Source organism: Gammaproteobacteria bacterium (assembly GCA_013816845.1).
GTDB lineage: Bacteria > Pseudomonadota > Gammaproteobacteria > DSM-16500 > DSM-16500 > Aquicella.
Window position 1 is genome coordinate 285,372 of record JACDDU010000002.1, and the last position, 20,691, is coordinate 306,062.

A 20,691-nucleotide genomic window follows, 5' to 3' on the forward strand; every position below is an offset into this window, starting at 1 on the left:
GCACAAGCTAGATAATCAATACAATAACGAGGTGTGAGGTGGAATCGAGAAGAGTTGAAATGAACAATAACAATAACAATAACAATAACAATAACAATAACAATAACAATAACAATAACAATAACAATAACACTGCGAAACAAGAACTCATACCGCGTGTATCTCAACCTGAAAATGGCTACTTGCTAAAACTTCCTGATGAGATTCTTCTGCAAATAGGTGAATACATTTCTGAGGCTGATCAATATTTTATATCTCGTGTAAGCTATGATCTGAATTTATTTTTTAAACAACAACCTGCAAGTCAATTTATGCAATGTGTAAATCAATTTTTAACCCATGTAGTACGGGGTGAAAAATTGGAGGCGGAGTCCATTATAAAAGGTGATCCTCGTTTACTATTGATAAAAGGAACTGTGGTTGATGATGCAGGTCGAAAAATTTATGGCACCGCTTATCAAATCGCCGCCGGTGCAAAAGACACAAGTGTAGGCGAATATAAGGAAATGGTTGAAATGCTAAAAAGTTATATGAATTTGTTAAAAAATGGCGAAGAAGCGTTAGCTAAACAGCACGTCGAGCAATTTCCTGAAGGCTATGAAAAGCAAGAAGAAGAACGAATTAAAAATGATTCTATAGCACTTAGAAAAGTGTTTGAAGATATCAGTGAATCGAAGACTGATGAAGATGGCGAGAAAGCTATTAATGAATTCCACGACTACTTAAAAAAACAAACTATAGAGGTTATTAAAGCAGGTTATCATTTTAACGACAAACTGTTTACCGAAGCGCTCGAGCTCTACGATAGTCATTATAAAGATTTTGGAGGTTTTGAAAGTTTCAAGAATAATTTAGCAGCGATCAAGGTGATTGGCAGCATAGAAAGTTATTTTCCTGCGTGCCTAGCACAAGCAGCATGTGTTGGTTTTGATAAAGTTTTATATGAAAAGAAGCAACTTGATCGTAGCAAGCTAGTTGAAGGCAAAACGCCATTTTTCTCTCCAGATCTGGGTAAATCTCATTTTGTTTATAGTTGGGGTTGGTGGTTGGGAGTGTGTACAGGCGGTGGGACGATGCTAGCTGGCCCGGTTTTTTACGAATTATGTCGAGCTAAAACATCAAGCCTGCAAACTTATCCTACGTCCAGACTTACACTGGAAGAGTCAGCAGTATGTCGTTTATGTTGTCTTATGAAACAGACTTGTGACAAGTGTAGCAAATGGAAGATGCCAACACGTACTAACAAACTATAATAATTTTGGTATTACGTTAACTACTTTGTAATATAAACTTAGCGCAGGATATTTACGGGTTAACTTAAACATCAATTTCCGCATGTCCTGTTGTTATTCCGTATTGCGAAATAGTTTTGTGTTGCAGATTTTCAGAGACATTAAAAAATGTACGTACAATGTCGGGTAATTTTAACTTTTTATTTAACCTCAAGTGGAGAGCAAGTTCCCAATGGGATTTTCATTTTATTGATTGATATATCATTCAGTAAAATATACTGCAGTTATACACCCTAGCGTTTAGACGGTGCATCTATTTTTCGAGAAGTATTTAATGTATATCGTTGTAAGTAAAACTATGACTTAAACAAGGTTATACTTGCTGACAAATTTATTTTTTGATTTAACTAAATAGATATGGTAAATATGATGTCTTCAAAGGGAAAAAATTAAGGAAAATAAAAAATGAAATTTTTAGAACGCCTTGTTGTTTTATCATTTGCTTGTTGTTCCACCGCTTTTGCAATAGACAATGCACCTTATAAAGTTCCATTTCATAACGTTGAAGTATCAGCTTTAAGTAGAATTCATGTGGATTATAATTTTAATCCTCATCAACAAACGTTGGTTTGTACAGATAATGGTTTCGGGGGCCTAAGTTCTGTTAAATGGATATATAAAGATGTATCGTACAAAAGTATGATGCCAGTGACCTTGCAGGATGATAAACGTTTTGAAGGTCAATTAGCCGACCCTTCTGGTCGTTTAGTGATAACAAATGAGTCCACGGGTGAACTGATGCGCGTTTCTTGTGAATACCGCAATATGAATTAACTTTTCAAATGACCCCGTATGATTTGAGTGCGGGGTTATGAGTTTCGACATGAGGTAATCCGTCGGGACCAAATATATTTTATAAATTAAGCGAAACGGCAAAGTTATACGGTTTAAAATAAGTTAATTGAAAAAAGCTGTGCTATGAAAATAATAATTTCAACTTTAGATTGAAAGAGAACTAAGCTCTTAATGCCGTGCTAAGACAACAATATTTTTACTTCTCTAATGGCTTAAACCAAATGTAGACATTAATTTGCAAAAAATTCTTTCAATTATTTTTCCAAATGGCGATGGAAGTCATGCCCCTTAATCTCATCTGTACTTACAACTATCATTCTGTTATTTTGCCCGCACCTGAGAAATTATTTTAAGATTTTTTAAAAATAGGTATTAAGTTGTATGCATATTTAACAAGCTCGAGGGGTAGCTGTGATAGCTAGATTTAATCTTCCGACCGCATTAATTGTGGCAGAGGTGCTGCGTAGATAAATAAACACTACAATAATAATATTTAAAGATAGGAGAGTATTATGTTTAAATTATTTAATGGGGTAGCTCTAACTAGTGAAGTAAGAAAATATCATGCATATAATGGGGTATTGACCGCTTTAGATTATGACCCTCAAGATTTTCATGCACATTTAATAATTGGTTTAAATGATGACGGGCTAAACATATCATTTAGCTATTGTAAAAAAGAAAATTCTTTTGTTGAGGAATCAATGTTTGCAATAAGTTTTGATCAGGAATCGAAAGTCCATTTAACTTTTAATTCAAATAACATATATTATGCTACATCTATAAAATTAACTGAAGAAATATTAGATCATCTCAAGGAAAGCATATTAAAATTATATTTAAACCGTAATTGTCACCCAGATACAAAATCATTCGCAAATCCAAAAGCATTACTTAGCGACCTTTCTTCATGTGTAACTACCCATGTAAATATAATAAAAGCATATTCAACAACGCGAGAGGCTATACGTCAGAATATTCCAATGTTTATTGAATTATTAACAAGCAAATTTAACGACGAGTTACAAAGGCTTGAAGAGATAATTAAAGAAAGACCGGCAGTGGAATATAATAGATCTGCATAACTCAAATTAAATTCTAGTCACAAGCCCTCAATGTTAAGTTTAATTCGTATAATTTTTCTGAAATAACAAATAGCCTGGGTTGCAGCTTCGCGTGTAACCCAGGAAAGCCTTTCGTTTTTTCATGTCACTCTTACTTAATTCACCATAATTATTACCGAAGAAGTCGCATCACATGCAGAACATGATGGACAATCATCTGCGCGAGTTGTATAGCCCTTCAATGTAAACTAAAATATTACACCGTCAGCTTATGGACAGCGAATGCCGCTCCGATTGTTAATGCTGTACCTACAATTTTTTGAGCTTTATTTGTATCACATAGTGAGAGCGCCGTTTTTGCGCGATTAAAAAAACCATTTTTATTATGTCCATACTTTTTTTGTTTAGCAATATGCGTCTCATTTGATATAGCCACGTTTTCATCGAGTGGTATTTGAATGTCAGTTTGTGTTGAAGACATTGCTGGATCTAATACCTTTTTATTATCATTAGCAGAGGGCTGATTTTTTGTAAGTACAATATTGCCTTCATTTAATCGAGTGCACAGAGGATATTTGCTAGCATCTACCTCGTAAGAAATTTCTTTTGAATCAGTAAGTGCTAAGGAATAGTCACGTAGTAAAATTGCTATCATAATCATTTGCTCATACAGGGAAGTTTTGGCACCGGGACATATTCGACTCATGCGATTTTCTTTGCTGTTTATGCTGCCACCAAAAGATGCAACCTGTGGATCGATTATAAATCGCCCTACAGTAGATTCTCCCTTCAATGATTCTGAAAATGTTTCGGGTGAAGTCATTTGCTTATTAGATCGATTACACTGGACATAATTTACTACAATGAAACTACCACTTTGAACATCTATTGTTGAATGGTCGGATAATGTTGCCTTAAACGATTTACGATTGATAAAAAATTCGTGAGAAAAAGGTGGGTAGAGAAACACATTATAAAGGACCCATTCACACAATGGGAAGAGCACGCCGCCTTTATCAAAAATGTTTTCCTGTGTTAAGTCGAGATCCTTATGTTTTGCCATTAATTCTATGAGTGCATTTAGCTGGTTTTGATCGTTGAGCAATCGTGCAATAGCCCAATCCAGTGTATTCACCGTGGAATGGACCATTGCACCAAAACCCGTAGCGGTAAAGTTCATCGCTAGAGCATGTTGTATGTCGATAGGTATTTTATCGAAGTCCTCAAAAACTTTGGGGAATTCAACACCCATTGAAGCAAATATATTTCGAATTAAGTTTGTATCTTGTGTCTCAGCAAGAATGGTGTCGAAGTTCTTTTTTAGTACGTGTAAAAATATTTCATAGAGTTTTTCTTCAAGCGCAAAATTAGCTCTTTCGGAAATGCCATAATGTGCTACAGCGTCAATAGCTTGGGCGAACTCAGGTTGTTCGAAATATAGTTTATCGAGCGTAACTTGTGTTATCCCAAGTAAGTGACTACTTGTACGCAAGACCAAAGCCGTGATGAGCTCCCGCAGTGGGTGCGGACTTTTGCCTTGCTCTTCACAATAATGTTGCAGAAAGTCGCTCGTTACCTTCTCTATTGTGGGGAGCCGCAGCTTCGTTCCACTATGAAAAAGCCGCATCAAAAATCGACGTTGGTTCTGGTAGGTTTCCGAGTCAATTGGACGAAAATCTGGAAAGGTTCCCATAACATTGTTACCACCAGAAAGCCACTCAAGATATTCACTAGCGGCTTTATCCACAATGCCAACATGAGACTCCCGAACAAGAACATGTCTAGCATCATTACTTGTAACATAGAGAACAGGAAAGGGGCCGGCCCAAAAGGTTGCTATACCGTTGGAAGTTTTTTGAGCGGCTTTTGTAAATACATCGACGTCGCGTCCTGTGAAATCAAGATACCCAAGAAGATTACCAGATCGAACATGGGGGAGATGAGTGTAAATCGGTCCCCAGAAAAATGGAACGATCAATGATGGCGTTAATAAACATTGTGTAGTGGCAAACACCAAATTCAGAGCATCTTTACTGTATTGATTTAGTTTTTTATATTTGGATCGGACTCCATTTACTGTATTTTGTATCGTATTGCTAATAGGAATGTCATGATGTGGGGTAATTTTTTCTGCAAACATAACAGTGTTTTTATTTTTAGCTAAGCTTTGCACAGAAAAAAAATCAAATGATCTTCGGTTATTACGAAACATATTGTTCCTCATATTTAATGAGGCAAGGATATGCAATCAATAGGGATTTTAAAAATAAATGACTACTATATGAGGTATTCGTAAATTTTATGGCTCCATCTTTTACTGATCTTACTTATTTCTATGAGATTGCAAATTTATTAAACTTTTCACACGCTGCTAAAAAATTGGGTGTGAGCCAGCCATCCCTAAGTATGGCTATGAGCCGATTGGAAAAATCACTACAAGCTGCGCTTTTTATTCGGCATAGCCAAGGCGTTACACTGACACAACCCGGTCGGCGATTATTTATTCATGTGGGAGAATTATTAGAAAAATGGGGAAAGACTGAATTAAGTATTCAGGCACTTAATGAGGAGGTAAGTGGTAAAGTTATTATTGGCTGTCACGCAGCACTTATCAGCCATATCACGGTCCTCGTCACAAGCTTGTTAGCCACTTATCCATCATTAGAGATTCAAGTTTTAAACGATATTTCTTTTAAGAGTACGCAGGGAGTCATCGAGGGTTCCCTTGATTTAGGCGTCGTGTTTGACCCTAGTAAGCATCCTGATTTAATCATGCATAAAATAAAAAATATTGAAATAACTTATTGGATAAGTGCTGAGGCAAAATTTGATCCATCAGTCATCATTTGTGATAACCAATCCACGCAAATACAATTTTTACTGAGAGAACTAAAGAAAAAACAAAATATAAATCGAATTTGTTCAGTCAATAATTTAGATATGGTCGCCAAGCTTACAACAGTCGGAGCTGGCATGGGGATTTTACCTACATGTTTTGTGAGTTATGAATATGCAACTAAATTGAAGCGATTAATTAACGCGCCTGCTTTTCAAGGCGAAATGTATTTGATTTATCGCAGTGAGAATAGAAAAATGTTGGCGAAAGAAACTGTATTATCGGCAATTAAAAAGTTGATTGCATCGCTTGATGCAAACATAGTTTAAATAAAATTATTGGTTTTAAAATATAACATAGCCCGGGTACTACGCGTCTTCCGGGCGTACGCTAACTGGATAAAAAGCTTAGGGATTTCATTCAGATTTAGTTGTGTATTTTGAACATTACATGCGAGCTTTTGGCGATTCACTTATATCAAGAGACTTCGTTTGAATTATTATCTTGGCACATTCAGCTAAGTTATTATTGCTTTGGCTTCTTTTATCTAAAAACCAAATATTGTTGCAAAGTTGTTTTGAACTTTGTTTCATAAGCTCCGCCGCTTCGGAAACAAGTTTGTTTGTGATGGTTGCACCATTATTAATTAATAATTTAATCACTTCTGGATTAGTGCGTAATAGTGCTAATTCTAAAGGGCTCGTATTATCTTCATTATTGATATTCACAGCGCTTGAGTCTTTTTTTAATAGAATTTGAACAACTTTAGCTAAGACATTGTCTGGAGCGTTTCCGATAGCACGAAAAAGTGGAGTTTCCCCGAAATTATCTTGTTTAGTTGTAGTCATATAGCCAAGGTGAGTTTCTAAAAATAACTTTAGAATATCCAGGTTACCAATCTGGGCGGCAATATGTAATGGAGTTAATCCATCACTAACTGCGAGGGAAGATTTTGCTCCATGTTGTAGCAAATATTCAACAGATTTGTTTTTATGATTAGCGGCTGCTAACTACAATGCTGAATTGAAATTACCATCCCAAATATTGAAATCTAGATCATTAGCCTGATTAATTGATTGTAATTTCTGTACAATCTCATCGTCTTCGCGAATCCTTAGTTCGTTTGAGTTACTATCAAAAAATACTGAAAAATGGTCTGAGTTTATGCTAGGTTGAAACTTGGGCATGGTTTATCCTTTTTATATTATAAGATTTTTAAAACAGACATTTATAACAAATTAATTAATTAGTCAACATTGAATAGGGTTTTATATAATCCTAGTTGGAACAATTTGTTTGAGATTATGATGGTATTTACTTGCACATCTAAACTTTTTTTCCGACAAGAACTTCTTATATTTTGTCTTTCTAGCACGGAGTGCATTTCTAAACTTTTATTTTCCCTCACGAAACATTTAGTAGACTAGGTGATTCACCTATCATATAAGTCTTATAGGTTTTTGAAAAAATAAAAAAATTTATTCATCTTCCGTTAATCGATATTGAAAACCAAAATCATGTAATCCTAGTACCAAAAGCGGCATAGGGCGGATTAAAATTCTATAATCGGTACCCCTCAATAGCGTAGCAGAAATGTTACTAAAAAATCGGCGAGTAGTTTTTAGAGAAATTTTTGTGAGAGTGATTCGTAAGTTTATTGAGGGGGTTCTCTGGCTTCGCTTTGTTGCACTCAGGCTTGTATCTACATTCGTAAGCTGAAGAGCTTAATCTTGAGGGCACTTGGGATGGGAGAAGTGATCTTGCAGCCAGGCAAGGCGCAAAACCTGTAATGTAGATTAGGACCTTCTCACCACTATCTGTAAGACCGAACAGTATTTTAGGCCAACTTCACCGTAAGCCTGTATTCGCAAGTATGGTTGCTAGATGGCTATGTTCTATTGAAGCAAGAATTGAAATCAATGTTAATATGTTTTATTTAAAGTAAAACTTAAATACGTTTGCTCTGTATTTTAATTGATTCACTTATTGCATTACTCCATTCATTGTGGAGTCGATTATGATGTTCCACTTCAATTAGTCTTCTTAAATCATTTGCCTTTTGATATAGATTAGTTTTATATATATTCTGGTTTTAATTCATTAGCTTTTTCTATAACATGGTTAAGGCATTCGCGAGATAAGTTACATTCGGTTTCCGGGTCAATATCATCGCTTTCAAGATTACTATTTTCATTGTCAAGTAGAAATTCTAACGTACTGCGAATACTTAAAAAACCACGGTTAAACTTATCAGCCAATGTCTTAATGAAGTTATCATTAATATGAAATTTGGACTCATTTACTATTTTAATGCTTTCATCATAAATAGTTTTTAATTCATTTTCGTTCAGTCTTTTAAGAATCTCACTGATCCTATCATCAGAAAGATTCATTAGCTCTTCACACGTTAAAGTTTTTTTATTAGCTTGAAAGATAGATAACATAATTATACCTTATTATAATGAATATTTACCGTAAATGTCTTTTATGGTCAAGTATTGATGGATACGAGTTGGCTTGGAATTTTCCCTATTGAATATTAAAAAATATTCACATCAAAGCTTTATTTTAAAAATTGATATTTGTTTATCTGTTCAATCTTAAACGCATTGGAATAATATTTTTAAAAACTTCGCTAGAGCCTCACTTTTCATTATATCGTAGGATACCGGATGCTTATGAAAGAATTTAAAATTGATGACATAATCTTCGGGTGATCAACAATTGTATTCATTAATAATTTTACTCAGCAAGCAGTAGATACTGTCTTTAAAAAAAAGCATCATTCATTAAATTTCTATGAAACGGTTGCTTGTTTTTAAAGACAGTATCCCGGTTTTATTAGATTTAACAAAATACGTTACTTTAAAAAGGAAGCGGTGGTGTGTCTCGTTATATTGGCCTGATTGATTAAATTAACGATTTCCTTATTATCAAGTTTTTCAGCAATGGTAAGTGCAGTTAATCCATCATCACATTGTTTGTCTATTTCTATATCAGGACGGCCCAATAGGGCGCGCACAATATCAACATGTCCTCTTTGTACAGCGCTGATAAGTGCAGTTGTTCCCTTGTTTAGGGTTGCATTAACATCAATGTTAGGGTGATTTAATAATGCAATGACAATATCAAGGTAACCATTTTGAGTAGCAATCAATAACGCTGTGGCCTTAGAATCTTTTATAGCATGGTTCACTTTTATTTGCGGATGTTGAAGTAAAGCCTCAACAATATTCAAATGTCCATTATATGCAGCAATATAAAGTGGTGTTGTTCCATTAAAACATTCATTATTAATATTAATATCATGCCTTTTAAGCAAGATATCAACGATGTCTGAGTGGCCATTTTGAGAAGCTATATAGAGCGCGGTTGCACCGCCATCAAACCGTTTATTAATGTTCGAATAGGGGAGTAAGGCTTTGAAAACGTCGCAATGTCCATTTTGGGCTGCCATAAAAAGAGGAGTGGCGCCATTATGAAGTGGTCTTTTGGAATCAATATCTGGGTGGTTTAGCAACACATTTACAATATCAATATAACCATGCTGGGCTGCAATCATCAATGCTGTGGCGCCATCATGCATTTGTTCATTGACTTTAATCTTCGGATGTTGAAGCAATGCATTCACAACATCATAATGGCCATTTTGAGCCGCAATGTAGAGTATCGAAAATTGTTGACCAAAAATGTGGTTTATTTGTAAATCCGGATATCTCAGCAACTTGTTGACAACCTCAATATTTCCATGTTGGGCGGCAATGTAAAGTAAATTAACCGTAGCGCAACGATGCGCAATTTCGCGGGTAATGGATTGATAATTTTTAAACTCGGAAAACCGCTGATGCCATTCCATCAAATGTTTATTATTTTTAACGGTGATTACTTTTACATTCAAGGGTAAGTAGCGAGAATCTCGCGTATGTCCTCGTCTTGATACAATATTTAAAATCGGTAACAAATAGGGTTTTAATTGTTCATGATGAAGAGACGAAGTGGAGAGTAGTAAATTAACGGGAAAACTAGGAATACTTTTTAATTCTTTTGCATCAATGTTATCTATGATCAAATCATTCAGTGAATTGAGAATCGCATAACAAAGTTTTCCACCGCTTTTCGTAACATATAATTTACCTTTCTCGGGTTGGAATTTTCCATCAATTACAACAAGTTCATATTCATTTTTAAAAGATAACATACTATTTACTAATTCATGTGTATTTTGTACAGCCTCCGCTTCTCCTTCATTTGCGTCCAAATACCATGACCACTGCTTCAATACATGATCAAAAATAATACCCACCATGTGCAAGTTACTTGCGATTAGAATACCAGTATTTTTTAAATCATCATCAAATTCTACAGATGAGAGTATCTGCAACAAATGCTCTAAATATTTTTCAAGCTCTTCTAGTTTATAGATAAAAGAATCAGAATAAACAGTGTGTAAACCGCCTTTTTCTATAATAGGTTGTGAGGAAGCAATACAAGAAATTTCGTCGATATTTCCCTGAGATAAAGGTTTAGGAAAGAAGCCAGGGTAATATTTTTCAGGCGTATGAAAAAGTTCTAATCTTTCATAAAAACCAAGGATATCAAACAAGGCGCGGTCTTCGGCTACTAATTCTTTTCTTGATTTGACTTTGAATATAACTGATGAAATTAAACTTCTAAGTATGTTTTTATCTTGTTGAATTTTTTTTATTCTGTTGGTGAATAAATAATCCTCACTCGCAAGCATAGCTTCTATCCATCCAATGGTATAACCATCGCAAGCGCCTTGTGGGTTGGCAGGATAGTTCAGTGTCTCACCTGTATTAAGTATATTTTGTACCATACTTGACCTATTGTTTAAGGACGCAAATTTTATGCGTCGATTATACACATTATTTTTACAAATTTATTAATGAGATACTTAATAATGAACTCATAAGCTTTAAATACATTAATTGGCAAAATAAATTAATTGCGTTAATCAGTCCATTAAATAAGAAATTTAACTCCCTGGAAACTTAATTATAAAACCAAATAATATTTTATTTCTGGTAGTTAACCGGTTTATATCCAAGTAAAATGTGCCAAATCGAATAGATGAAATTATTTTTGATATTTATTCTCATCTATACAAAAATTATGACCATAGGGACATTAGGAAAAGACATGCTATCCCAATTCAATATTAATAAGAAAGATACATTAACAAAGATATTTACATCACCCCAAATAGCAGACGCGCCATTTAGTTTAGGTGAGTTAACGCTAAATAAGTTTAGTGGCATTAAGGCATGGGCTGATGAAGCCCGATATGATCTTTTCAACAATCGAAAAGATTACGGTATCTATAGTCTTTTTTTTGATCGTGCTACTAAACTTTTTACAGAAGGCGGGGAGTGTTTAGCTCAGGAAATAAGCTTGGATCGAAGAAAAATTCTAAAACTGATTTTTCCCTATCTATGCTTCCTTGTTTACGCAGACAATGTTGATATGATTTTTAACGCAAATTTTCAACAATTATTTGATGATGAACATCCCATAGATCGGGCATATAAAGGGATGTCCTTAATTTATCTCGCAACTGTTTTTCAATCTAAAAAAATTATTCAACGAGGATTTGATGCGGATTTATTCAAGCTGCATGATATGACCTTGGCAATTTGCATCGCGATCATGTGTCGTGATAAAGAAATGTTTAATTTACTGGTGTCGATAGTCAAAAGTAAAAATTTTGATTTATCTACAATTAATGATAATTATGATTTTATTGATGACCCACTTTTTCATGCCGTGAAGACAGCTCAATCAGACATGCTAGAAATCTTACTGGGTTTAAATATAAAACTTGGTTCATTTGCCAATTTTCTTAGTAGTTATTTGCATTCAGCAGTGCAAGTTAAAAGTCTTGAATGTGTGAAACTTTTAATTGCTGCTGGTGATGATATCCATCATAAGGTGTTAGATAAAACACCTTTAGATCGAGCGCGATCACAAGGTACATGGGATATTGCCAGTTTGCTCAGTCAGGCAGATAAAAATGGCACAGCTGACACTGCTAAAAAAGACTGTGTTGCACACCAAGGACAAATACTTAATGTCAGTAAACTCGATAAAATTGATGTTGCCGTTGGATTATATAGTAACTTGACGTACCCAGAGCCCGTATATGGTGCTGAAGTGCAACAATTGAAAGCAGAACTTTTAAAAAATAACTTTAAACTACTTACTTTTAATTCATTTTTTTTGGGGATCAACCTTTCCGGTGATGTTTTGGATCCAACAGACTATGATGATCGTAATGAAACTTATTATAATAAAAAATTGTGTACAGCTTATCAATGTATTGAGGCCCTCAAAGAAAAAATGGGGTTGATCAACACCGATAAAAATGAAGCAACGCTTACAATACAAAAATTATTGAATACAAAGGGCTGCCAATTTAATTCTTCAGGATGGCTTTACTTTTATCCGCAAATTTCATTTGAGCATTTAGTGGAGATTGGTAATTTATTCCAACAGATGAATTTATCAGCCAGCGTTCACCCTGAGAGCAATGATCGTTTCCCTTCAAACCCGCCCCATATTGCATTTATGGATGATTATAAAAAAATAATTCAACATATTAATACTTATCAAGCAACCCGAGAAAACCGGATTGCTCATAATATTTAAATAAGGAATTTAGTTATTTACATTAAACGTTTCTTTTTGTTCTTATTAGTAAGTTTCGCAGCAAATGGGGCTTGGGCTGAACCAAACTTAGTCCGTGTATGTTTAAATCTTCACAACAACACACCGGTTTATTTCCAAAGTGGATTTTACAGCACGGATTTTTTTGATGATGGAAATGCAACTAAATTTATTCAGAGAGGTAAGATATGTCATCAGCACTTGTATAAGCATGGCCCCAAAAATCTTACGGTATGGGTAGCTGGCGCAGCTTCGTTTTCTGCTCAAACTCCTACCATTGTCTTAGATAAAGCGACCTGTAATGACTTTTACGTTCGCGAAGATATTGTTGCCTTGAAAAGTTATCGGACAAATCAAAAACATGAATTCTGGAATTTTACGTTAAAACAAAAGGATTACTTAATTTTTACTTTAATATGTGAACGTCAGTCTTAAGGAAGTCCGTCTCGGTGCTTAAAGTATGATTTATTGAAGGTTGGGTAAACTTTTACTTAATCGTAGGCAAGATCTAAAGATTTGTTAATGTATTTATTCGAGCTTAAGGGATGTAATATTTCGATTGTAATAAGGTTAAAGAAGGGTTGAATTTAACTCGTATTTGAACGATGCTCAAGGCAACTTTATAGTAATGGTTTTATTGAAATAATTGTTTAATTTCAAATTAAATATGATTGCGTTTATTTTTTTGTTCTATAATTAAAGAATAATTGAAGATAGAGGTATCGTAGATGAAACCAAGAAATTTAGGTGCACTTGATCATGGAGAATTAGACAGAAATCAGGCTATTGAAAGGTTAGCTAATTATCCAGATGGCACTTTGATTGTGAGATATTCTTCAACTAAAAATCGACACTATGCAAGTATTAAGAATGGAAACTCAACAGACGAGATTCCATTAACTCAGAGTGATATTGCTAATCTGGATTACTCCGATTACAGTAGATTTACTATTAACTTGATAGCTACCATTGATACCCCATTTAAAAAAATATTTCCTCTTTCAACAGCACAATATGAGCGTGACTCCCAAGTAAAAGAATCTCCCAAGTCTTTCCCTGATGAAAGTTTTCACGGTGAAATAGATAGAAACGAAGCAATTAAAAGATTAGCTGACCAACCAGAAGGTACTTTTCTTTTTAGATATTCATCTTCAAAAGACCAGTTTTTTGCAAGCATTAAGAAAGGAAATTCAACAGAAGAAGTTCCTTTAAGTAAAAGTGATATAGCTAATTTGGGTTATAACGATAATTACCATCGATTCATTCTCAATTTTAAAGCTGAAACAAAAGTTGTATCACCTCTGAAATTAAATGATTTTATGAAGGAAAATGAGAACCAGATTCGTAGAAGGCCGTAAACATTGTATTACTTACCCTATGTTAGCTAACTTAAGAAGAAAGTAACTTGGGAAATGCATTAACGTTTACCCAAAGATCTCTATTTTGACTTTAACCTCATTTAAAAGTTGATAGTCCATTTTCAATAAATTAATCTCTCATCATAAGCCTACATTTTGAAAGGAATGTAATTGCATTTGTGTATTGACAGGCTAGTCAAATTTATTTTTCTATGTCATAACTACTTAAACAATAAACATAGAGAGATAGTGTATGGATGCACGGCAACAAACCGCAAATGTCGATGAAGTTAATGGTGAGGTATGTGATGTTCTATTTTATCAAGGGAATGGAAGCTCGCAAACACAAGTTTTAAATTATATCGGTGATCGGCAGATTGTAGCGACAACTGGAGAATTAATGTGGTCGACAGGGCGTAATGCTTTTGCACCCCTTAATGTTATTTATAGAGTCCATATTGGTGTAGAAATTGCTGATGTTAACCTACATCCTTTTGACAGTTATGCAGCTTTTTTTAATCCGATCAAAATCGTGAGCGCTGGACTAACATGGGCTATTAATTGTTTCGCAGGATATCAATTTTACGCACCTCAACCTACCATTGAATCAGTAAAATTTCATACACCAATTTTTTCCCAAGTCAGTATCGGTCAAGAAACTGACATGCAATCTCATCGAAAAAAATATGATTCTTGGGTAGAAAAAAAAGATAAAACCGCAGGACTTATTTTATGGGGTGTATCCCGTGGTACGGCAGCCACATTTTGTGCTTATGCTAAGGAACACTACCCTCCAGTTCGGTTGGTAGTTCTAGAGGGGGCAATAGATTCAGTGAGCGAAGTATTACCGCGAAGAGTTGCGAATGTATTTAAATCAGAATATATGACGCGCCAAGTAACTGCAGCTCTGAATCTAGGATTTCGATTTTTTAATCGATGGAATTTGATACAGTATAGCCCGGACGGCCCTTCACCACTCAAAAGTGTCGGCAATTTTCCTGAAGGAACGCCGGTAGTTTTTATTACTTCAAAAACAGATGCTGTTGTTCCCTGTGTTAACACAGAAAGGATTGCCCAAGCACTTGCTAATCAAGGTAAAAATGAAGTTTTCCTCCTAAAACTTGAACGTTCAAGTCATCCACGTTATATGTATGATAACCAGGAAGATCGTGATAACTACGAAGCTTTTATCCATGCTATCTATAAAAAATATAACTTACAGCATCATCCCTTTCTTGCTGAAAAGGGTGATAGCCTTGTCCGAAATAGTTTGGTTGTTAAACAGGTATTAAGTCCTACCGTTGGATTAAAAAAATAAACTACATGGGGCTTAACAACACCTTTCATATCGTGCAAAAAGTTTTTTAAGGCAAAGCGTAATGTTTTATACCGATGACAGGATATAAAGCGCAACTTATGTACACGGAAAACTTTTATTACTTAGTGATTCCATAGAAAAATTGTGTGTGGATTTTGGTGGTGCTAACATTCTCATCACTAACCAAATGGATTTAAAATAGGCTAAGAAGCAGTTTGAAATAATTAAAGGAAATATGTATGAAACTAAGAAAAGTTGTATTTCTTGCCCTCAGTATTATTACAACGACCGCTCATGCCGAGATTGCACAAAATGTGCAAGCTTGTCTCACTATATATCGTAACCCTACAACGAATTCTTTCCAGACTGGATTTATCAGTAGGGATTATAGCGATCGTGGAAAATTTTCGGAATTTATCAAGCAGGGTACAATGTGTGTCAATCATACCTATAGTGAAGGTTCTAAAGATTTGTCATTTCGCATTGTATCTCATGACTATAATTCGATTAAAATTATTCGCGAACCGAACTGCAGATTGTTTCATAACACGCGTCCTGGATGGGTAGCTGACCTGCCGAAAAGATATGTGGGTAAAAACGTTAAAGCAATCTTTCTTTTAACGCAAATCCCTAATGATGACGATTATTATAAGCATGCATATAAACTCAGTTGTCAAATTATGACTTCTGATTAGTTGTAAATACATCAATGAAAGGTAATTTCAAAATATATACGTCATTTTTATTATATAAATATTCCATCTTGACAGGCTCTAGAGTGTAATGGATAAATAGGGCATCTCCATTCACACGGCGTGATATTAATGTTATCTAAGGATGACGATCAATTAAGGAGTAAACAGTTACGGGTGCTTTACCAGAAATTGTTAAAAATGCATGGTTGGCAAAATTGGTGGGTGTCGAAGCCTCCTTTCGAAATTATAATTGGTGCTATTTTAGTTCAAAATACAAATTGGATAAACGTCGATAAGTCACTCACCATTCTTCACGAAAAAAATTGCTTAACGCCGCAGAAACTAAACGGATTAACATTAGAAGTATTAGCGTTATATATTAAACCATCGGGATTATATAACCAAAAAGCGCGGTATTTGAAAAATTTTACCGAATGGTATCTTAGCTGCGGGAGTTTTGAGGGTTTAAAGAAATATAAGACAGCTTATTTGCGTAAGGCGCTTTTAAATATTAATGGCATAGGCAGGGAAACGGCGGACGTCATTTTATTGTATGTATTTCATCGTCCTGTTTTTATAATTGATAATTATACTCAGCGTTTATTAATACAATTAGGTATTATTGAAAAAAAATGGAAGTATGATGATTTGCAAAATTTATTTTATGAAGCTTTGCCCCCCAATGTAAAGATATACAGTGAGTATCACGCGCTGATCGTGCATCATGGTAAATTGAAGCACTCATCACCCGTAATGGAGCTCAAGATAAAGTGATTGTTTTATAAGGTAGATAGTTGTAATTAAAGCCAGGAAATCATTTTAAATGAAAATTTTAGTCATAGCGCTCTTATTACTTTTAACTTATATTTCTAATGTATTTGCCAGTACGCATCAGTGCCATCAAGTCAATAACGTCCATTGTGTGCATTACCTAGGTGCTCCATTTAAGACAAAGGGGCGATACGTTAAAGTTACAAGTCATTCTATTTCCCACATTCATTGTACAAAAGCTAATTCCTATGATTTTATACCCCAGCAGTTCAGGAAAATTTCTGCTAAGGCCTGCCATGAGACTACCGTTTATGACCAATGTTTCGATGCAACATGTCGATATTCAAAACGTTTGGGAATAGACAATTTCACCCTGAATAAAAAGGGTAAAATAAATATTTCTACACCACGTACATTTAAAATCCATCTTTTAAATTATGGAAAAACCTGCGTTTGATAGCAAAACATGCTTCTCCCTTAAGGATGTTAATTTTTGGATGACATTGAAATTGCTCTTACAAAATAGGTTGCTTCTTGTTGAGCATAATAACATACCTGTTTATCTTCATCGCTTCTGCCTAGAGGTGAATCAAAAAAGTCAATGTTCATTTTATAAAATTCTTCTCCCAATCGAAGCGCTTCTTCGTTATTTTTTGCAGAAGGTAAGTAAACGGTATAAGTTACTTCCCAGATTCGATCAGCATGATGGAATTTTTCTGAAAATAAATCCCAAATACCTGCAGCGCCATCTGCACGCACAAAATGTAAATTGGTAATAGTTTCAGTCGGCGGGCAATTGACTTTAGCAAATACATCGAAAGAAAAAGTAAGGGCTAATAATAAAATAAAGATATTTATAATACATCGCATCGTAAATCCTTTTTAAAAAGGTAATAAATTCCATACATATTTAATCCTGATAGACAATTCTTAATTAGATAGAAATTGTCCATCTCGAAATGAAAGAGAATGTTAGCAAAAGGATGGAAAAAATTCATCTAGTAATGTGTCAACTCCATCCATTAAAAATGGGTGCTTTATATGGCTGCCTACCATTGACCTATGGATTTTAATGTACCCAAACTTTTTAAGTGTTTAATATATGTTTGCAAACCAAACAATGAAGAATTGACTTGAGGTGATAATAAGAAAATTGACAGATTTCTATCACCAAAAGATTGATATCGACTTAAAACCCTATCAATAAAAAGTTTACACTTCAAAGGATGCATTTGGTGCATTTGCTACCATGCGCAGACTGCTTCTTTTTAAATCAATTCTTTTCTAGTTTATTTAATAATCAGCCGTGCAAAGCATATGCCTTGACGCTACATCGCTTTCCGATAAAATGCTGATGTCTTTCTCAGTTTGAAGTCCTTCCGTAACCCCGAGGAATTTATGATTTTATCCACTCCATATAAAAATAAGATATCTGATGCTGTAGATTTAATCCTTAGAGATTATCTCGACGATAGACCTTTGATGAGTCGCACTCAAAAAGGCATAGAACCTCGGGAATTAATTGGCCTCATCAATACATTACATAATTTTGCCAATCCAGAGAGTAATTACGTCCTCGAGCTTGCTGATCAAGACTTAACTAATTTATATGCAATAACCGAAGTGTTAAAAGATCCACAAAATATTTATGATTTGCTCTTCCACACTTCAGTCGGTCCGCGTTTAACTGAAGAAGACAAAAATGCCATCCGGCAATATTTACGTCGAAGTTTAGAAGAGGCGGCAGTCCGTCTCACTGAACAGTTCCAGTTAACACAGTGGTTAGCGGTCCGTGAGGAAACTGCAAAAACCATGCAAACCTGGTGGAATAATCAATCGTTTGAAGAGAAAGAGCGAATTATTCAAATCTATCAGGGGTTGCCCGCTAAAGAAAAAACAAAATTGCAAGAATCCGGAGCCTGGTTTGATATTGGCCCAAGGCATTCCGGCCCAAATTGGGTTTGGTATTATCTAATGCTAAACGCTACACCATCTTATTCGCATTTTAATTACCCCACGGCGTCGTGTACTTATCCTTGCGTAGGGGGGAGTTCAAAGGGAAATTACTATTCATCAAATTCGGGTTATTCATCTTCGATTAGCAGCGGCATCAGGGATGGTGACGGCAAAAACTCGGCAGTTATTGCTGCGGTTCTTGCCATCATAGTGCTCGTATTATCGGGTTTAATTGGGGCTGCTTATGCGACTTTGAAAGGGTATCGTTCCTTGCGCAAGATTGGGGATGAATCAATGCGTAGTCTATTTCGCCTAGGGAGTGCTTTGGTCGGAGGATATGGCGGCATGGTTGCGGGTGCGGCTGCAGGTGCAGCCTTAGGCTCTATTGTGCCCGGGATAGGCACGGGGCTGGGCGTGATTTTGGGCGCCATGGGAGGAGCGGGGGTTGGGGCAGGTCTCGCAACAGCGCTTGCAAAATATTCTAGTCGGGGAATTTCATACTTAATGCACCGAGATGAAATCAATCCGACAAATCCCAGCAAGTATCAACTCTCCATGGAGCAAAAAAACAATCTCACGGAAAATCAAATTGATGTTCAAGTCGCTGAAAGAATGATTAGAGCTATCCATCGCACCAAACATCGAATGGGGTGGACTAACCCTTTGCGACAGACTGCGAGTAGTGAAGAAAAGAAAGAATTAATGCAATTGCTAGAGATGATCAAAAACCATCCTGAGAAGTTATCAAAAGATTTGATTCGAATTGGATATTTGTATTATTCCCCTCATATTCCAGTTACCTCTTCAATATCTAGTTCCAGCACAGTTTATTTGATTCCGCAATTAGGTATAGGTCAAGCACCTTACCGTAATACAGAGACTCATTCACTCGAGGATCAAGATAAACAAAGTTACATACCCTTGTATCCAGTCATTAATCAAGAAGATACTAATGCGTCGGATAATAAAATATCTTCCACCATGCGACCAGGCTATAGCTATTAAATGAAGAAATAAAATTAACTACTCAAAATAAAAAATACTAATATGTAAGTTATTTTTTAAAAAAGATCTTATGCGAATAGATTAGAGACTGGCGAACCGAAAAATTGAATCGGCGTACTAAGCAGGAATTACAGTTACAGGCACCGTGTTACAAATACAATATCGGCTAGAATGTTTTAAAAGTATTAACGAAGAGAATGCATTGTAACGATTTTCTTTGACTATTTTTTTCCTTCTTGCTAAGAAACGTCGAAATTATCTGACGCGACGTTGATTTTATTCAAAGTCGCGTCTCTATCCGTTAGGATTGGCGTTCACATATTAAGTTAAAAACTAAATAATCTGTTTGGATCAAACGAAAATTCCAAAACTCCTTTGTATTGCTGGTGCGATAACTTTTATATACAGATGAGTTATGTATAGTATAAAAATTTTCACACGACGTTTTATCTAACGTAATTGTGGTGGGTTGACCATAACCGGCTTGTGATCCTTTTACCCAGACCGTAAGATTTTTGGGGCCATGTTTATACAAATGTTCCTGGCATATTCTACCATTTTGTATATATCGCGTTGCGCTGCCATCATCAAAAAAATCAGTGCTGTAAAAACCAGTCCGAAAATGAGCCTGTGATTGGTTATTGTCAATATCTAAGCAAACCCGAACTAAGTTAGGTTGAGCACAAGCAGCGCTGGTTACAATACAGGCTAAGAAAAGAGATGAAAATTGATTGAGTGTGAACATTATTATTCCTTTGTATTTTAGAAAATGAATTCCGTTAAAAGATAATAAAATTTTTACCTTCTGGCAATGTCTTCCGCTTAAACCTTACTTAATCTTTATGATCGTACATGTACGTTATTCAATGCATTACCAATGATAATCACCACATACCCATTACGAGGCTAGTTTTGCT

The 20,691-nt window shown here is 35.2% G+C and carries 17 protein-coding genes; 11 read left to right on the forward strand and 6 right to left on the reverse strand.

The features are described from left to right. Positions 1-38 precede the first annotated feature (38 nt). The 3 genes from H0W64_05015 to H0W64_05025 all read left to right on the forward strand — a co-directional run bounded on the left by H0W64_05015 (position 39) and on the right by H0W64_05025 (position 3,172). On the forward strand, positions 39-1,253 hold the full coding sequence (locus H0W64_05015) for a hypothetical protein (protein ID MBA3661061.1): 1,215 nt from the start codon (positions 39-41) through the stop codon (positions 1,251-1,253). Positions 1,254-1,697: 444 nt separating this feature from the next. After that, on the forward strand, positions 1,698-2,066 hold the full coding sequence (locus H0W64_05020) for a hypothetical protein (GenBank protein MBA3661062.1): 369 nt from the start codon (positions 1,698-1,700) through the stop codon (positions 2,064-2,066). 533 nt (positions 2,067-2,599) lie between these two features. Continuing rightward, positions 2,600-3,172, forward strand: coding sequence for a hypothetical protein (locus H0W64_05025; protein MBA3661063.1), 573 nt, complete (start codon positions 2,600-2,602; stop codon positions 3,170-3,172). Between the two features lie 235 nt (positions 3,173-3,407). On the opposite strand, the gene H0W64_05030 is transcribed toward H0W64_05025, so the two are convergent. Then, a complete protein-coding gene (locus H0W64_05030) occupies positions 3,408-5,363 on the reverse strand; it encodes a hypothetical protein (GenBank protein MBA3661064.1) in 1,956 nt (651 codons plus the stop codon). Positions 5,364-5,452: 89 nt separating this feature from the next. Here H0W64_05030 and H0W64_05035 point away from each other — a divergent pair, with 89 nt between their 5' ends. Further along, on the forward strand, positions 5,453-6,316 hold the full coding sequence (locus tag H0W64_05035; GenBank protein MBA3661065.1) for a LysR family transcriptional regulator: 864 nt from the start codon (positions 5,453-5,455) through the stop codon (positions 6,314-6,316). 117 nt (positions 6,317-6,433) lie between these two features. Here the strand turns inward: H0W64_05035 and H0W64_05040 are convergent, their stop codons facing one another. The 3 genes from H0W64_05040 to H0W64_05050 form a co-directional block, all read right to left on the reverse strand. Further along, positions 6,434-6,958, reverse strand: a complete 525-nt coding sequence (locus H0W64_05040; GenBank protein ID MBA3661066.1) for an ankyrin repeat domain-containing protein — start codon at positions 6,956-6,958, stop codon at positions 6,434-6,436. Between the two features lie 1,104 nt (positions 6,959-8,062). Next, the gene (locus tag H0W64_05045) at positions 8,063-8,431 is read right to left on the reverse strand and encodes a hypothetical protein (protein MBA3661067.1); all 369 of its coding nucleotides are present in this window, start codon (positions 8,429-8,431) and stop codon (positions 8,063-8,065) included. Positions 8,432-8,847: 416 nt separating this feature from the next. Further along, positions 8,848-10,824, reverse strand: a complete 1,977-nt coding sequence (locus H0W64_05050) for an ankyrin repeat domain-containing protein (GenBank protein MBA3661068.1) — start codon at positions 10,822-10,824, stop codon at positions 8,848-8,850. A gap of 323 nt (positions 10,825-11,147) precedes the next feature. On the opposite strand from H0W64_05050, the gene H0W64_05055 reads away from it, so the two are divergent. The 6 genes from H0W64_05055 (at position 11,148) to H0W64_05080 (ending at position 16,816) form a co-directional block, all read left to right on the forward strand. Beyond that, a complete protein-coding gene (locus H0W64_05055; protein MBA3661069.1) occupies positions 11,148-12,653 on the forward strand; it encodes a hypothetical protein in 1,506 nt (501 codons plus the stop codon). Positions 12,654-12,689: 36 nt separating this feature from the next. Next, positions 12,690-13,106, forward strand: a complete 417-nt coding sequence (locus H0W64_05060) for a hypothetical protein (GenBank protein ID MBA3661070.1) — start codon at positions 12,690-12,692, stop codon at positions 13,104-13,106. 293 nt (positions 13,107-13,399) lie between these two features. Beyond that, entirely contained in the window at positions 13,400-14,029 is a 630-nt protein-coding gene (locus tag H0W64_05065) for a hypothetical protein (protein ID MBA3661071.1), read from the forward strand. A 253-nt stretch (positions 14,030-14,282) separates the two neighbouring features. After that, positions 14,283-15,347 carry a hypothetical protein gene (locus H0W64_05070; protein ID MBA3661072.1) on the forward strand — a complete coding sequence of 355 codons (1,065 nt, stop codon included), beginning with the start codon at positions 14,283-14,285 and terminating at the stop codon, positions 15,345-15,347. 239 nt (positions 15,348-15,586) lie between these two features. Continuing rightward, on the forward strand, positions 15,587-16,042 hold the full coding sequence (locus H0W64_05075) for a hypothetical protein (protein MBA3661073.1): 456 nt from the start codon (positions 15,587-15,589) through the stop codon (positions 16,040-16,042). 129 nt (positions 16,043-16,171) lie between these two features. After that, positions 16,172-16,816 carry an endonuclease gene (locus H0W64_05080; GenBank protein ID MBA3661074.1) on the forward strand — a complete coding sequence of 215 codons (645 nt, stop codon included), beginning with the start codon at positions 16,172-16,174 and terminating at the stop codon, positions 16,814-16,816. A 483-nt stretch (positions 16,817-17,299) separates the two neighbouring features. On the opposite strand, the gene H0W64_05085 is transcribed toward H0W64_05080, so the two are convergent. Beyond that, entirely contained in the window at positions 17,300-17,683 is a 384-nt protein-coding gene (locus tag H0W64_05085) for a hypothetical protein (GenBank protein ID MBA3661075.1), read from the reverse strand. A gap of 528 nt (positions 17,684-18,211) precedes the next feature. Between H0W64_05085 and H0W64_05090 the strand changes: the two genes are divergently transcribed. Next, a complete protein-coding gene (locus H0W64_05090) occupies positions 18,212-19,774 on the forward strand; it encodes a hypothetical protein (GenBank protein MBA3661076.1) in 1,563 nt (520 codons plus the stop codon). A gap of 301 nt (positions 19,775-20,075) precedes the next feature. Here the strand turns inward: H0W64_05090 and H0W64_05095 are convergent, their stop codons facing one another. Beyond that, the gene (locus H0W64_05095) at positions 20,076-20,519 is read right to left on the reverse strand and encodes a hypothetical protein (protein ID MBA3661077.1); all 444 of its coding nucleotides are present in this window, start codon (positions 20,517-20,519) and stop codon (positions 20,076-20,078) included. Between the last annotated feature and the right edge of the window lie 172 nt (positions 20,520-20,691).

Coding starts and splice junctions, on each gene's coding strand:
- H0W64_05065 (MBA3661071.1), top strand. CDS start 13,400: ATGAAACCAAGAAATTTAGGTGCACTTGATCATGGAGAATTAGACAGA.
- H0W64_05090 (MBA3661076.1), top strand. CDS start 18,212: ATGATTTTATCCACTCCATATAAAAATAAGATATCTGATGCTGTAGAT.
- H0W64_05085 (MBA3661075.1), bottom strand. CDS start 17,683: ATGCGATGTATTATAAATATCTTTATTTTATTATTAGCCCTTACTTTT.
- H0W64_05055 (MBA3661069.1), top strand. CDS start 11,148: ATGCTATCCCAATTCAATATTAATAAGAAAGATACATTAACAAAGATA.
- H0W64_05025 (MBA3661063.1), top strand. CDS start 2,600: ATGTTTAAATTATTTAATGGGGTAGCTCTAACTAGTGAAGTAAGAAAA.
- H0W64_05075 (MBA3661073.1), top strand. CDS start 15,587: ATGAAACTAAGAAAAGTTGTATTTCTTGCCCTCAGTATTATTACAACG.
- H0W64_05020 (MBA3661062.1), top strand. CDS start 1,698: ATGAAATTTTTAGAACGCCTTGTTGTTTTATCATTTGCTTGTTGTTCC.
- H0W64_05045 (MBA3661067.1), bottom strand. CDS start 8,431: ATGTTATCTATCTTTCAAGCTAATAAAAAAACTTTAACGTGTGAAGAG.
- H0W64_05080 (MBA3661074.1), top strand. CDS start 16,172: ATGTTATCTAAGGATGACGATCAATTAAGGAGTAAACAGTTACGGGTG.
- H0W64_05030 (MBA3661064.1), bottom strand. CDS start 5,363: ATGTTTCGTAATAACCGAAGATCATTTGATTTTTTTTCTGTGCAAAGC.
- H0W64_05035 (MBA3661065.1), top strand. CDS start 5,453: ATGGCTCCATCTTTTACTGATCTTACTTATTTCTATGAGATTGCAAAT.
- H0W64_05095 (MBA3661077.1), bottom strand. CDS start 20,519: ATGTTCACACTCAATCAATTTTCATCTCTTTTCTTAGCCTGTATTGTA.
- H0W64_05070 (MBA3661072.1), top strand. CDS start 14,283: ATGGATGCACGGCAACAAACCGCAAATGTCGATGAAGTTAATGGTGAG.
- H0W64_05050 (MBA3661068.1), bottom strand. CDS start 10,824: ATGGTACAAAATATACTTAATACAGGTGAGACACTGAACTATCCTGCC.